General features: G+C 47.8%; 14 protein-coding genes and 2 pseudogenes. 14 read left to right on the top strand and 2 right to left on the bottom strand.

Annotated elements, in window-relative coordinates:
• Positions 1-8 precede the first annotated feature (8 nt).
• Complete coding sequence (locus ACTWJ7_RS22095; RefSeq protein ID WP_079344151.1) at positions 9-530, bottom strand: hypothetical protein; 522 nt, start codon at positions 528-530, stop codon at positions 9-11.
• A 226-nt stretch (positions 531-756) separates the two neighbouring features.
• Here ACTWJ7_RS22095 and ACTWJ7_RS22090 point away from each other — a divergent pair, with 226 nt between their 5' ends.
• The 5 genes from ACTWJ7_RS22090 to ACTWJ7_RS22070 all read left to right on the top strand — a co-directional run bounded on the left by ACTWJ7_RS22090 (position 757) and on the right by ACTWJ7_RS22070 (position 4,810).
• The gene (locus ACTWJ7_RS22090) at positions 757-1,434 is read left to right on the top strand and encodes an SOS response-associated peptidase (RefSeq protein WP_079344152.1); all 678 of its coding nucleotides are present in this window, start codon (positions 757-759) and stop codon (positions 1,432-1,434) included.
• 201 nt (positions 1,435-1,635) lie between these two features.
• Entirely contained in the window at positions 1,636-2,766 is a 1,131-nt protein-coding gene (locus ACTWJ7_RS22085) for an NADH-dependent flavin oxidoreductase (protein ID WP_301879041.1), read from the top strand.
• A gap of 149 nt (positions 2,767-2,915) precedes the next feature.
• Positions 2,916-3,683 carry a DeoR/GlpR family DNA-binding transcription regulator gene (locus tag ACTWJ7_RS22080; protein WP_024632053.1) on the top strand — a complete coding sequence of 256 codons (768 nt, stop codon included), beginning with the start codon at positions 2,916-2,918 and terminating at the stop codon, positions 3,681-3,683.
• 19 nt (positions 3,684-3,702) lie between these two features.
• Positions 3,703-4,161 (top strand): OsmC family protein, encoded by a 459-nt coding sequence (locus tag ACTWJ7_RS22075; RefSeq protein ID WP_024632052.1) that lies wholly within the window; start codon positions 3,703-3,705, stop codon positions 4,159-4,161.
• Positions 4,162-4,219: 58 nt separating this feature from the next.
• Positions 4,220-4,810 carry a DUF2062 domain-containing protein gene (locus ACTWJ7_RS22070; protein ID WP_024632051.1) on the top strand — a complete coding sequence of 197 codons (591 nt, stop codon included), beginning with the start codon at positions 4,220-4,222 and terminating at the stop codon, positions 4,808-4,810.
• Here ACTWJ7_RS22070 and ACTWJ7_RS22065 read toward each other — a convergent pair.
• Positions 4,788-5,717 carry an AEC family transporter gene (locus ACTWJ7_RS22065; protein ID WP_079344154.1) on the bottom strand — a complete coding sequence of 310 codons (930 nt, stop codon included), beginning with the start codon at positions 5,715-5,717 and terminating at the stop codon, positions 4,788-4,790. The genes ACTWJ7_RS22070 and ACTWJ7_RS22065 overlap by 23 nt on opposite strands.
• Positions 5,718-5,931: 214 nt before the next feature.
• Between ACTWJ7_RS22065 and ACTWJ7_RS22060 the strand changes: the two are divergent.
• The 9 genes and pseudogenes from ACTWJ7_RS22060 to ACTWJ7_RS22020 all read left to right on the top strand — a co-directional run bounded on the left by ACTWJ7_RS22060 (position 5,932) and on the right by ACTWJ7_RS22020 (position 14,588).
• A pseudogene (locus ACTWJ7_RS22060) lies at positions 5,932-7,013 on the top strand (lactonase family protein).
• Between the two features lie 405 nt (positions 7,014-7,418).
• Positions 7,419-8,051 carry a 3-hexulose-6-phosphate synthase gene (hxlA, locus tag ACTWJ7_RS22055; RefSeq protein WP_079344156.1) on the top strand — a complete coding sequence of 211 codons (633 nt, stop codon included), beginning with the start codon at positions 7,419-7,421 and terminating at the stop codon, positions 8,049-8,051.
• Between the two features lie 6 nt (positions 8,052-8,057).
• A complete protein-coding gene (hxlB, locus tag ACTWJ7_RS22050; protein ID WP_079344157.1) occupies positions 8,058-8,621 on the top strand; it encodes a 6-phospho-3-hexuloisomerase in 564 nt (187 codons plus the stop codon).
• A 284-nt stretch (positions 8,622-8,905) separates the two neighbouring features.
• Positions 8,906-9,271 carry a winged helix-turn-helix transcriptional regulator gene (locus ACTWJ7_RS22045; RefSeq protein WP_079344158.1) on the top strand — a complete coding sequence of 122 codons (366 nt, stop codon included), beginning with the start codon at positions 8,906-8,908 and terminating at the stop codon, positions 9,269-9,271.
• A gap of 398 nt (positions 9,272-9,669) precedes the next feature.
• Positions 9,670-11,472 carry an oligoendopeptidase F gene (gene pepF / locus ACTWJ7_RS22040; protein ID WP_079344159.1) on the top strand — a complete coding sequence of 601 codons (1,803 nt, stop codon included), beginning with the start codon at positions 9,670-9,672 and terminating at the stop codon, positions 11,470-11,472.
• 108 nt (positions 11,473-11,580) lie between these two features.
• Positions 11,581-11,721 (top strand): hypothetical protein, encoded by a 141-nt coding sequence (locus ACTWJ7_RS22035; protein ID WP_443145882.1) that lies wholly within the window; start codon positions 11,581-11,583, stop codon positions 11,719-11,721.
• On the top strand, positions 11,718-12,095 hold the full coding sequence (locus ACTWJ7_RS22030; RefSeq protein ID WP_029881130.1) for a DUF2500 domain-containing protein: 378 nt from the start codon (positions 11,718-11,720) through the stop codon (positions 12,093-12,095). Before ACTWJ7_RS22035 ends, ACTWJ7_RS22030 begins: the two co-directional genes overlap by 4 nt.
• 239 nt (positions 12,096-12,334) lie before the next feature.
• Positions 12,335-13,825 (top strand): annotated as a pseudogene (locus ACTWJ7_RS22025) (rhamnulokinase).
• A 1-nt stretch (position 13,826) separates the two neighbouring features.
• Complete coding sequence (locus tag ACTWJ7_RS22020) at positions 13,827-14,588, top strand: DeoR/GlpR family DNA-binding transcription regulator (RefSeq protein ID WP_079344161.1); 762 nt, start codon at positions 13,827-13,829, stop codon at positions 14,586-14,588.
• Positions 14,589-14,630: the final 42 nt, after the last annotated feature.

Raw genomic sequence — 14,630 nt, 5'->3', positions numbered from 1 at the left:
ATAGTGGATTAGTACTTGGATCTGACATTGTTGATATCGAAGGTTTGAGGCTTAGTCAAGGTGTTCCGGTTGCGGGAGTACAGCATAATGGAAGGGCTGGTGGTGGTTGGGTTGTCTCCAAGCCAGACTGAATGTCCGAGCTCATGAACGAATACACTTTGAATAAAATTGGACAAGTTGGTTGCGTCAGCCGTAATGGTGGTTGCATTCAATTCAATGCGGAAGCTTACGACCTGACTGCCTGATACAGAAGCGTAGTTGACGCCATATGCCGTGTTATTGAAATTTCCGGCAGTAATGGTATTGGGGGAGCTGCTCGTTTTGGTAAACTGTACTTTGGCACCGGCATTGTTCCAATTGCTGAGGGAAGCGTCCATGGGAGCTTGCCACGTAGAGGCGTAATTGTAAGTGCGAATCGGAATTGTTGAGCTCGGGTAGCCGTAAGTTAGAAACGTTGCCGCATAGATTGTACTGCCGAACATCGCGATGGCTGAAAACAACATGATGCTCATGAGAAACTTCCTTTTCATACTTAAAACCTCCAATAATTGTATTTTTTCTCTATTATAGTAACAAGGAATAGAACTGTTGAAATGAGTCTTAAGTCTTTGTTTTCGTGATAAAAACAATGGATTCTGCTGAATTAGACCTTATTTTCGTCTGAAAAAGTCGATTGCTGTCCATATGTGCATGCATAATTTCCCTGCAATAACAAACAATACATTCAACTTCACACAGGGAAAGGAAGCGTTGAACATGTGTAACCGTTTTTCATTGGCAGCCGATTTGGATGAGGTCAGAGATCATTTCAAGATTGAACGGGTGATGTATTATTACAAAAACCGGTACAACATCAGCCCAACCCAGCACACACCGATAATTTTGCATCAGGACGGAGAACGGGTATTAGACGAGTTCCGGTGGGGATTCATTCCGTTCTGGGGTCGCGATGCAGTTAACGCCAATCTTATGACGGTGCATGAGAATCCAGCCTACTATAAGCTGGTAGAGACGAAGCGTTGTGTTATCCCATGTAATGGTTTGTACTACTGGCGTCAGGAAGGCAAGAAAAGCTATGCAGTGCGTGTGGTTATGCCGGATCGTGGATTGTTTGGCATTGCGGGATTATACGAGGTATGGAGAGATACACGCAAACAGCCACTGCGTACCTGCACGATGCTGATGGCGGGCGCGAACATGGTTACACGTGAGTTTGGCAGCAAAATGCCGGCGATTCTGTCTGAAGAAGAGATTAATACCTGGCTGGATCCGGCAAATACACGAGTGACGCAGCTGCTGCCGTTGTTGAAATCCTACAATAGTACTGAGATGAATCTGTATCCGGTCACTCCGATGGTAGCCAATGATGAGCATGACTGTTATGAATGTGTAGAAGAGATGGATCAGAAGCTGGCCTACGTACGCAGTTTCTAAGCGGATAAAGGGAGTGAAAGAGGCGGAGAGGCGGAGAGTCACAGGACACTCCGTCTTTTTGGGTTGAGCAACGAACTAAAATGTACTGAAGAAAATGAAAAGTTGCAATGTGAGCAAAACGTAACTATAATAATTACAGTAAGTGGAAACGTATATTCATATATCTATTAAAAGAGATGTTTAATCAGGAGGGAACCACGAATGAATCCAAAGTATAGCCCGATGTTTGAACAAGTTTCACTGCCAAGCGGCATTACATTGAAAAACCGGATTGTGCTCGCTCCCATGACTCATATGTCCTCGAACCCGGATGGTACTGTTTCAGACGCTGAACTTGCTTATTATGCACGTCGTACCGGCGGTGCGGGCATGTCCCTTACAGCGGTAACTCATGTAAATCCGAATGGAATCGGTTTTCCGGCTCAGTTCGGTAGTTATGACGACAGCTTTATTCCTGGTTTGAAACGTCTGGCCGCTACCATGAAGCAGCAAGGTTCCAAAGCCGTACTGCAAATTTTCCATGCAGGTCGACTCACGCCAGAACAAGCGGTTCCAGCCGGTCAAGTCGCTGCTCCAAGCGCTGTTGCCAGTGAGCGTCCGGGATCTCCTGTACCAAGAGAGTTGACTGATGACGAAATTACGTCCATCATCAAGGACTTTGGGGAAGCAACCCGTCGTGCCATTGAAGCTGGATTTGATGGTGTTGAGATTCATGGTGCGAACGGTTATCTGATCCAGCAGTTCTTCTCTCCGCATTCCAACCGACGTGAAGATCGCTGGGGTGGAAGCATCGAGAAACGTCTCACATTCCCACTCGCTGTAGTGGATGAAGTACAGAAGGTTGTAGCTGCACATACGAAACTGCCGTTTATCATTGGATATCGTTTCTCCCCGGAAGAGCCGGAAACACCGGGATTGACCATGGAAGAGACGTATGCATTGGTGGATTCGCTAAAAAATAAAAATCTGGATTATCTGCATGTATCCGTTAACGAGTTCTGGTCCAAACCAAGACGAGGTGAAGCAGATACACGCTCCAGAATTGAATTTATCCTTGACCGTGTGGCGGGTAAAATGCCTGTCATTGGTGTAGGTTCTATCCATACTGCAGACGAGGCAGCTGAAGCTCTTCAAAGTGGTGTGCCATTGCTTGCGCTTGGTCGTGAGCTTATCATCGAGCCGGATTGGGTTGAGAAAATCGAAAGCGGTCGTGAAGAAGATATCGAGACGATTCTTACCAAATCGGATCAGGAACGTCTGGTTATCCCTGACGGACTGTGGAATGCAATCATTCACACACCGGGCTGGTTCCCTATGGCTGATGATAAATAAGACACATGATTTCATTGAAATTGGAGGGAGCGGAAGCTCCCTCTTTTGCACCCACTGCGTCTCGATGAAATTCTACTTCCGGGAGCACTGTGGTATGATGAGATGAACAGGATTCATCTTGGATAATCAACGGTTTGGAGTGAATGAAGATGCTCGTGGCTGAACGTTATGAGAAAATTGTGGAATGGGTAGATGCGCAGGGAAGCATGCGTGTGACCGAGCTTAGTGAGCGCTGCGGAGTGACGGAAGAGACGATTCGACGTGATCTGGACAAGCTTGAACAGGCTGGAAGGCTCAGGCGTTCCCATGGTGGGGCTGTCAGCGTAAAATATAAAGAAGAAGGACAGTCGGAAATCCCTTATCCGGAGCGGGCTGTAACTCATGCAGAAGAGAAACGCAGAATTGCGGACGAAGCGGTAAAAATGGTAGAGCCTGGCGACCGGATAGCGCTGGATGCCAGTACAACGGCGTGGTATATGGCGGCAGGACTGCCGAACATCCCGCTCACTGTGTTGACCAACTCCATTAAGGTTGCGGCTGAGCTCAGTAACAAGGAACAGATTCGTGTGATCGCCACCGGCGGGCAGCTAGCTTCGAAGTCCTTGTCGTTTGTAGGACCGCTGGCTGAACGTTCGCTGGATGCCTATCATGTGGACAAAGTTTTTTTATCCTGCAAAGGTGTACATCTGACCAAAGGCATCAGTGAGTCGAATGAATTGCAGGCACTGGTGAAGCAGAAGATGCTCAGCATTGCGGATGAAGTTATTTTGCTGGCGGATTCAAGCAAATTTGGCGTGCAGGCTTTTACAAGAGTGGCGGAACTCAGCAGTGTGGCCAAAGTAATAACAGATCTGGGTTTAGATGAAGAACAGGTTAGCACATTAAATGAACAATCCATAACATGTGTCCGTGTCTAATTCGAAAGGAATGAATATAATGAAACATCCTTTTCACCTGAAAGCCGTTTGGAATGGTGGACGTAACAGTGAAGGGCATATTGATGCAGGCGGATTAAAAACAGTTATTTCGATTCCACAGGAGATGGGTGGTCCGGGTACCGGCACCAATCCGGATGAAATGCTGCTTGGTGCAGCGTCTACCTGTTATTTAATTACACTTGCAGCGATGCTGGAGCGATCGGATATTACACCGGATGAGCTGACACTGGAGTCCGAAGCAACGGTGGATGTGACCAATAATGTATTTACGTACGAGCGGATCATACACAGACCTCGAATTGTGCTCAAAGCGGATGCATCTGATGCTGATGTGACGAAGGCAGAGCGCCTGGCACATAAAGCAGAAGAGTCCTGCATGATCTCCAGAGCTGTAGCTGGCAATGTTGCTATCGAGACACAGCCAGTGATTATAACAGCAGGCGTTAACGCGGTGTGATATACTGAAGAATAGGCGGCTTAAGCCGTCATTTGTGTAAGATAAGGGGAAGTTCGGTATGAACCTACAGAAAAGCAAAAACTCACGTTTTGCACGTTTAACACGTGCTTTGAAGCTTAATTTTCTCAAATTGTTACGTGCTCCCGGCGGGGCACATAAAGTATCTACCGGATTTGCTTTGGGTTTTGGTCTGGAACTGATCGTTATCTCGACTGCCTCACTGGTTTATCTCGTGTTCTATCCGATTGTACGTTTGTCCGGTGGTTCGCTGCCAGCAGCTATCGTGGGCAATGTGGTCGGCAAGCTGACATTCCTGCCCATCATATTGATGCCGCTTGCCAAGCAAATTGGTTCATGGATCTTGCCGGCACATAGCATGGGGCAGGGACCTGTTCATGAGAGTGCCTTTATGGAGCTGTTTCGCGGTAACTGGTCCGCACTAAGTGAACTTTTGCTGGGTGGTTTGGATATTCTGGCAGGTATGTCCGTCTTTGGAGTTATCCTCGGCGTGATTTCTTACTTTGTCGTCAAGTTCTTCTATGTCAGAGCACTCAAACGCCGCTTTGAGCGCCGATTGGAGAAACGCAAGCAGGCAGCGATGTCTCCAACACCAGCTTCCGTGCTGATTAGGAAGACATCACAATCATGATCGGCAGAATAACCATTGACGCCGCGGTTGTCCACAGAATACAGCGGGACACAAACTGCGGAGAGGCATTGAATTGCTCGGCCAAAATTACTGCGTTCACTGCGGTCGGCATTGACGCCAAGATGAACAGCACACTGAATAACGTTCCTTCAATCTGAAGTGCGGTCAGAATCAGATACGAGAGTACTGGCGCTGCGGCAAGTCGTACCACGAGTCCAGTCCAGAATGCTTTGCGGACGTTGGGTTTCCAAGGTTCCACAGAACCGCGCGGTCTTAACATCTGCGCACCCAGAATGGCCAGTACGACAGGGGAGTATCCGGCTGCGAGCATGGAGATGCCTCCATCCAGTGCCTGGGGCAAGCTCAGATTGGTTGCGCGCAGGATGATGGCTATCGCAGCAGCATAAATGGAAGGCATACGGAAGACGGACAGGATCGCGTTTTTGATGGTAAATTCGGATCTGGCTGCAAAAAAGATTCCTACCGTGTTAACAATGATCATCTGTCCGATGACATATACCGAAGCCTTATCCAATCCAAGCTGTCCAAAAGCAAGTAATACAAGCGGGAGCCCATAATTCACGCAGTTTGTAAACGTGGATACAAGGGTGAGGCCCGCTTTTTCGCTTGCGCCAAGATGGAATATCCGGCTCAACAGTTCAGCCAGTGCCCATAGGGCGATTAAATTAATAATAGAAAACCAGAACGTACCGGTTACGTCTGTCCATGTAATCTCGGCATGCAGCAGTGTATCAAAGATCAGTGCAGGGCTCAAAATATAAAGGGAAAAGGTCGACAGCGGCCGGGTATCCCAATTTTTGAAACGTTTTAACAAAATGCCTCCAATCACCGGAAGGGATATCGGCAGAAATACATGATATAACGTGAGCAGAAATGAATTAAACAACCGAATTCAGTCCTTTCTGGATGAAAAACCTATTTTATCATAGCAGAAGTTGTCCTTCGTCGGGAGTGGATTTTGGTATTGTCTTACGTAGTGGGCGATGTGGATCCCGCTTCTTTGATGGCTGCGCAGGGGCGGTGGATTGCTATTTTGATATGGCAGATTTATTATAGAAGAGGTGCAACCAGATTACATACACATAGAGGAGGAAACTGTAATGAGTGAATCAAAACGCTTGCTCGTATTGGCCGGCTCTTATGCCGAAGCGGAAAATGAGGGCATTTACGCATATGAATTGAATGAAGACACAGGTAGCCTTTCCAAGCTTGACGGCATCTCGGGCGTGAAGAACCCAACGTTTGTAAACGTGGATGCTGAAGGTAATAAACTGTATGCGATCGGTGAAACGGCGTCTGCTGAAGGCAATAAAATGTCTGAAGCTGTTGCTCTGAGCATTGATCCTTCTACAGGAAAATTGTCTTTGCTGAATCGTCATGATTCGATCTCGGCTCCGCCATGTCATATCCAACGCGACCCATCCGGTTGTTACTTGATCCTTTCCAGCTACCACGGTGGTCTGGTCGGTCTGCAAGCTCTGACGGATAACGGTGAAGTTGGAGAACTTCTGGATGAGAAGAAACATGAAGGCAAAGGTGCGCATCCTGAGCGTCAGGACAAGCCACATGTGCATTCCGCATTCTTTAGCCCGGATGGCAAATACATGATGGTACAGGATCTGGGTGCGGACAAAATCGCAATCTACTCCATTGATGCAGACAAGAACGAACTTGTACTGCACAGTGAAACCAAAACACATCCGGGTGCAGGGCCGCGTCACCTGGCATTCCATCCGAACGGTCAATTCGCCTATGTCATTAACGAAGTGGATTCCTCCATTACATCGTTCCGTTATGATGCAGCAGCAGGCACGTTGACAGAGGTTTCCACCGTGTCCACATTGCCTGACGGCTATGACGGCAGTGAAAACACAACAGCTGAAATCGCCGTATCCAACGACGGACGTTTCGTATACGGTTCGAACCGTGGACACGACAGCATTGTTGTATTTGCAGTCGACGCTGAAACAGGACATTTGAAACTGGTTGAGCATGTATCAGCTGAGGGTAAACACCGCGTCACTTTGCCCTGACTCCGAATGGCAAACTGCTGATTGCAGCTAACCGCGATACCAACAATATCGTTTCTTTTACAGTGGATCAGGAGAGCGGACGTCTGAAATACACAGGTCACAGCACAGGTGTATCCAAGCCGGTATGTGTGAAACCTGTTTATCTGTAAACCCAGGATTTGAATGATAACCGAAAGGTTTGAATAAGCTTTTAGATCAATAGATTTGAACTAGTTGACCTGAAATTTTGGGAAGACCCTGCCTTTGTGGCGGGGTCTTTTTTGATGAGGTGAGCATGGCGACTTCCGATGATGCCCGTACTTGATCCTTGTGGAATACAACATTTTTTCATGATATCAGTTCAGATAACAATGTAATTAACTCAATAGTATCGTGGAGGTAACTACCTGACTTCAAAGTGCGTACTTCCCCAATGGATAGTCAGGATCTACAATGAATGAGCAGCCAGGAAAAATAGTGCTTGCATCTAAACAGGTGGATTGGTGCAGGCTAAAGTTTTAAATAATCTTTACAGAAATACTACTCACACTCGAACAACAAAGGAGAAATGACTCATGAAATTGCAATTGGCATTGGACTTGGTAAACATCCCTGAAGGTATAGCACTTGTTAAAGAAGTTGAACAATTTATCGATATCGTTGAGATTGGTACCCCAATCGTTATTAATGAAGGACTACACGCCGTTAAAGCGATGAAAGAAGCCTTCCCTAATTTGCAAGTACTCGCCGATCTGAAAATCATGGACGCAGGTGGCTATGAAATCATGAAAGCTGCTGAAGCTGGTGCGGATCTGGTCACAGTCCTTGGAGTGAGCAATGACATGACGATCAAAGGTGCTGTAGAAGAAGCGAAAAAACAAAACAAACTCGTTCTGGTTGACATGATCAACGTGTCTGATATCGAAACACGTGCACGTGAAGTGGATGCCCTTGGCGTAGATTACATTTGCGTACACACAGGTTATGATCTGCAAGCGGTTGGACAAAGCCCGTTCGAAGATCTGCAAACGATCAAAAAAGCCGTGAAAAACGCCAAAACGGCTGTAGCTGGTGGCATCAAACTGGAAACTTTGCCAGAAGTAATTAAAGCACAACCGGATCTGGTCATTGTAGGCGGCGGAATCACTGGACAAGCAGACAAAGCCAAAGTAGCAGCTGAGATGCAGCGTCTGGTTCAACAAGGGTAAGAACAGATGAGCAGCCGACAATACGCAGCAGACATCTTGAAGGAGTTGGAACGGACGTTAAGCCAGATCGACGACTCGGAGATGCAGGCCATGGCGGAACATATTTTGGCTGCCGAACAGATTTTTGTGGCAGGCGCAGGTCGATCCGGTCTGATGGGAAAGGCTTTTGCCATGAGGCTGATGCAGATGGGGCTTCGGGTATATGTCGTTGGAGAGACCGTTACACCGGGGATCAGCTCGAAAGACTTCCTCTTGTTATGCTCAGGCTCAGGGGAGACAGGCAGTCTGGCAGCGATGGCTCAGAAGGCCAGTAAAGCAGGTGCTCCTGTTGGGTTGATTACGATCAAGCCGGAGTCCACAATCGGACAACTGTCTAATACCGTGATTCGTCTTCCGGCATCCGCCAAAGAGGATACGGCGACCACGGGAGCGGCAGTAACCATTCAGCCGATGGGCTCCTTGTTTGAACAGGGGCTGCTGCTGAGCATGGACGCCCTGGTGCTCACCATGATGCAAATGAAGAATATGACTGGAGCAGACATGTTTGGGCGTCACGCCAACCTGGAATAGTCCATACGTCATAGATTGATGAATTAAGAATAGATGGAAGACCGGAATTCCCTTGAGTAGCGGGAGTTCCGGTCTTTTCTGCTATCGTTGTCTATGGACTGATTTAGGGCAGCTTAACAACAGGGTTGTGCTGTAGTAGAATGTATACAAGCTGTATTAAACCAATGAACCCGTTATATGATACAAGGAGGCAGCATGCTCTTCTTGTTGCGGAGTGTTATTGTAATATGCGTATTGCATTTTAGCGATATAAGATGAAGTGAAAGAAAAGGGGGCTTGGAGCTATGGCGTCCGAAGTCAAGGAACGAATCAACTTGAAAGAGATTAACTGTGAGAAAGAATTGACCCTTGCTGTTATTGGCGGCAAATGGAAACTGATTATTTTATGGCATCTGGGTCTTGAAGGCACCAAGCGTTTCAGTGAATTAAAAAGATTGATTCCTCATATTACCCAAAAGATGCTGACCAACCAGCTGCGTGAACTGGAGGAAGACAAGCTAATTGAGCGCAAGGTCTATGCAGAAGTACCTCCTCGTGTCGAATATACGTTGACGGATCACGGACAGAGCCTGATGCCCGTGCTGCATGCCATGTACGATTGGGGTAAAAACTATGGTGAGAATGTGATCTGGAAATCAGAATCAATTTAAGTTAAAACGAACCGCTGGGTGTAGGGAATTTTTCCATCACCCAGCGGTTTTTCTTTCCCCTTAATTAACTAACAGTTTTACAAAAGTTTTCTTGAAACGTAGAGGGCAGAAATAGCCTGAAGAAGCGGAGCTAAAAGCATTCTGAAAGAAAGCTACATCGGAAGCATGCGCCTAGCCTTTATCACCAGATTTTCACCTTTGTAAAATTGAATCAAAAAATCTGGGGATAACAGCGATCGGAAGGTTGTTCTGTCATCGGAGTGGTAAGTGTGAATATTCTTTAGTCCAATCTATAATCCCTTGAATCTAAAGGCTCATTTTAGGAGATGTAAGGTATAAATGCTTCGAATATGATACGATGAGAGATATTGGAAATGCGAGGAGGAGGACATTTAACGATGGAAAAAATACGTACACGCGATGAAGTAAGCCAAGAGACTACTTGGGACTTGCGAGACTTGTTTGGGACTGACGATGAGTGGGAGCAGGAGCTTAGATCACTGCCTGAGGCCGCTGCCCATATCGAAACATTCAAAGGACATCTGGGCGAAGGCGCTGAGAAGTTACTCGCTTGTCTCGATGCCCGAGAAGCTTTGCAGGAACGCATTAGCAAAACGGCTTCGTATGCCCGGCTGAAACAGTCGGAGGATAGTACCAATCCCGCGAATATTGAGAATTCAGCCAAGGCGGGAGACATTTTATCGAATTTGTCGTCGTCCTTGTCTTTTGTGAATTCCGAGATCGTGGATCTTCCCGATGGAACCGTCAAACGTTATATTGAAGAACTTCCGGGTTTGCAGCCGTATGCCCGAAGTCTGGATCGTCTGATTCAGGAAAAAGCCCATCGTCTTTCGCCCGAAACGGAGAAAGTACTCGCCTCCCTTGGAGAGGTGCTGGATTCGCCGTACCGGATCTATCTGCGCGGTAAACTGGCAGACATGACGTTTGACGATGCACTTGATGGCGATGACAATAACCGCCCGCTGTCCTGGTCATTCTATGAGAACAATTATGAAATGTCATCGGATACGAAGCTGCGCCGCTCTGCCTATGCCGCGTTCAGCTCCAAGCTGAATGATTACAAAAATACGTTTGCTGAAGGTTACGCCACCGAAGTGAAGAAGCAGGTCGTCTTGTCCAGGCTGCGTGGATACGATGATGTTACGGATATGCTGCTCAGTCCGCAGCAGGTAAGCAAAGAGATGTACAACAATGTACTGGATATCATCCAGCAGGAACTCGCCCCTCACATGCGCAGACTGGCCGCGCTCAAGAAACGTGAGTTGGGACTGGACAAACTGATGTTCTGCGATCTGAAGGCACCACTGGACCCTGAATTCAGTCCTGCCATTACATACGAGGAAGCCTGCACGCTCATACGTGAGGCTCTTGCCGTGATGGGACCGGAATATGGCGATATTGTGGAACGTGCATTCAGTGAGCGCTGGGTAGATTATGCTGATAATGCAGGCAAATCGACAGGAGCTTTCTGCTCGTCCATCTATGGTTCTCATTCCTATATCTTGATCTCCTGGGCAAATAATATGCGCGGTGCGTTCACACTTGCCCATGAAGTGGGACATGCCGGACATTTCATGCTTGCCGGGCATTATCAACGGCTTACGAATACAAGACCATCCCTCTATTTTATAGAGGCGCCTTCCACGATGAATGAAATGCTGCTGGCAGATCATTTGTTGAAACGTTCTGATAACCCGAGAATGCGTCGTTGGGTCATTTTGCAATTGCTCAATACGTATTACCATAACTTTGTTACACATCTGCTTGAAGGTGAATTGCAGCGTCAGGTGTATGCACTCGCAACCAAGGATGAACCGATTACGGCGAAGACGTTAAGTCAGCTGAAAGGAAATATCCTCTCCGAGTTCTGGGGGCCTGATCTGGTGATCGACGAAGGGGCCAAGCTGACCTGGATGAGACAGCCTCATTATTATATGGGATTATATCCATATACCTATGCAGCAGGTCTGACGGCATCTACCGCCGCTGCACAGCTAATTCGGGAAGAGGGACAGCCTGCCGTAGATCGCTGGCTTGACGCATTGAAAGCGGGAGGAAGTCTTGATCCGCAAGAGCTGATGAAGCTTGCGGGTGTGGACATGTCCGGACCTGAGCCGATTCGTGCTGCTGTCGCCTATGTTGGCAGTCTTGTTGATGAACTTGAACGTCTGTATTCGTAATCAGGTTCATATAGTATACGGACAAGGCTTGTAGGGTTGTCTGCGTGCACCGTCTCCTTGGCAGGGGGCGGTGCATCTTAATTTGCAGGGAGAAGGGAACGATGATGAATGACGTCATTGAGCATATCTTCATCGCTGGGCTGGTTAAGCATGGACGGCTTCGGTATTTTTGATGACATGAATGATGTTCCGGGATTTGAGGGCAATCAGGGAGGTTTTTTTCAGGAATCAATGAGTTCACTACGATGAGTACGTTTGGTTCGATTTTTATTGGCGGCATATTTCTCATTATTGCGGGTGTTATTGTCTATGCCATTATCTCAGGGGTGAGCACATGGTCATCGAACAATGCTTCAGCACTGTTAACCCTGCATTCAACGATTGTGGCAAAGCGCACAGAAGTCACAGGTGGGAGCGGGGACAGCAGTGCATCAACCTGGTATTATGCCACGTTTGAATTGGATAATGGGGACCGTGTGGAGTTAAATGTTGGTGGCAGAAATTACGGGATGTTTGTGGAAAATGACCGAGGCATGCTGACGTATCAGGGGACAAGGTTCAAGCATTTTGAAAGAGATGTACAGCCTCAGTCCGGTGCGAGCAATAACAGCTTTTATACGTAAAATAACAGGAAAGCGGCTCCTCCCGAGTGGAGAGAGTCGTTTTTGGCATGGGTAAAAGAAACGAATCACAGGGTATTCAAACGCTTACATTGGTGATATACTCATTAAATAAAACTAAACAGTACTAAACAAAAATAAACAAACAATAAAATAAAGAATAAAGTACAGAGCAGTCATGAATGAAATCAAGAAATGTTCAAGGGCGAATTTAGTATGGGATGAAAGGCTGGTGAAGAGTGGTGAGTGTGCTGGCGTATGATTTGGGTGCTGGAAGCGGGAGAGCACTGCTGGGTCATCTGAATGATCGGGGAATGGAAACGATGGAGATCCATCGGTTCAAGAATGAGCCGGTAAAAGCGGGGGAGCGGCTGCACTGGGATATATTGAGGCTTCACCATGAAATTCTGGAAGGGCTGAACCTGGTCAAACAAAAGGGGGAACTGCCTGAAAGTCTAGGTATTGATTCCTGGGCGGTTGATTTTGGATTGGTTGGAAGTCATGGTGAATTGTTAGGCAATCCGTATCATTACCGTGATGCACAGTTTAACGGCATGATGGATCAGCTGCGTAAGGAATTGACCTCTAAGCGGATTTTCGAACGCACGGGCATCCAGTTTCTTAGCTTTAACACACTGTACCAGTTGGCAACACTTAAGCGAAGTGGCTCCCCCTGCTTAACGAAGCGGAGCGTTTCCTCATGATCCCCGATCTGCTTCGTTACTTTCTGACCGGTGAAGCGGTGAATGAGTTTACCAACGCCACCACAACGCAGCTCTATAATCCAACCATAGGCCATTGGGACGCTGAACTGCTCGCACATATCGGCATTTCGGAGACGTTGTTTGGAGAAGCAGTCATGCCAGGTACTCGTGTGGACAGCTTCGCAGCAGAATTTGCAGTGATCTTGGCCTGTCTGCCATCCCGGTTATCGCGGTTGCCGAACATGATACAGGTTCAGCGGTCGTCGCTGTTCCGGCAACCGAGCGTTCATTTGCTTACCTGAGCTGTGGAACCTGGTCGCTTATGGGCACGGAGATTGACCATCCTGCCATTAGTTCCGAGAGTCTGGCGCTCAACTTTACGAATGAGGGCGGGGCAGGCGGTACGTTCCGATTGCTCAAAAACATCATGGGCCTGTGGATTTTGCAGGAATGCATGCGCGAATGGGAACGGCAGGGACAGGGAATCAGCTATGCGGAGTTACTGAGCAGGGCTGAACTTGCACCTCCGTTTGCAAGCCTGTTTGATCCCGACGATGAGCGGTTTATGGCAGCAGGGGATATGACCTCTCGTATACAACAGTATTGCCGTGATACAGGTCAGGCTGAGCCGCAAGATCAGGAGCCATTGCCCGTTCCATTCTGGAGAGCCTTGCGCTGAAGTATCGAAGAGTGCTGGAGTGGACAGAACAACTGTCCAGACAATCTTTTAATGGATTGCATATGGTTGGTGGTGGCATCCAGAATCGCTTGTTGTGTCAATGGACTGCCAATTCCATTGGCAAACCGGTATGGGCGGGTCCGGCAGAAGGCAGTGCGATCGGAAACATGGCTGTACAGTGGATAGCAAGTGGAGCCTTCAAGGATATATGGGAAGCCCGCAGGGTCATCCGCGATTCATTCCCGGTTACTGATTATGAGCCAAAGGACAGAACGATCTGGGAAGAAGCATACGGCAAATTTCTAAGGTTGACCGCATTATCGGAATCACAAGCCGGGAGCGAGGTGTAACATGCTGGCAGCAGAACGCTATGACCGGATTGTCGAGATGGTTAATGTGAAAGGGAGTATACGTGTATCCGAGCTTAGTGAGCACTGCCGGGTAACAGAAGAGACCATTCGGCGTGATCTGGACCGTCTGGAGCAAGCAGGACGACTGCGTCGTTCCCATGGCGGCGCTGTCAGCGTAAAGGAAGAGCAGCCGGAGATCCCTTACCGGGTAAGGGAAACAACTCATGCAGAGGAAAAGAAAAGAATCGCTCAATCGGCCCTCTCCATAATTCGCCCGGGTGATCGAATTTTACTGGATGCCAGCACGACAGCAGGATACATGGCGGCCCATATGCCGGATATGCCACTAACCGTATTGACCAACTCCATACAAGTAGCCACCGAATTGAGCAGCAGGGACAAGATTGAAGTCATCTCGACTGGAGGGCAGCTAGCCCAACGCTCTCTGTCTTTTGTTGGACCGCTTGCCGAACGTTCCCTGGAAACATACCATGTCGATAAATTGTTCCTGTCTTGTAAAGGTGTGCACCTGGAGGGCGGCGGGATCAGTGAATCCAATGAGCTTCAAGCCCGGTTGAAGCAGAAAATGGTCGGCATATCCGACCAGGTTATTTTGCTTGCCGATACGAGCAAGTTTGGGGTTCGTGCATTTGCCCGGGTAACCGGGTTAGATGCGGTCCATGAAGTGATTACGGATCAGTCGCTTGACGATGATTTGATAGAACGTTTGAACGGCTATGATATCAAGATCACAAGGGTCTAAAACAATACGATATTCGATACTTATATGCGTTATAACCACAAT

The organism is Paenibacillus sp. 1A_MP2 (genome assembly GCF_052244825.1).
Taxonomy (GTDB): Bacteria; Bacillota; Bacilli; order Paenibacillales; family Paenibacillaceae; genus Paenibacillus; species Paenibacillus vandeheii.
Note: the sequence above shows the minus strand (reverse complement) of the source record. Positions and strands in the feature narration are given on the sequence as shown.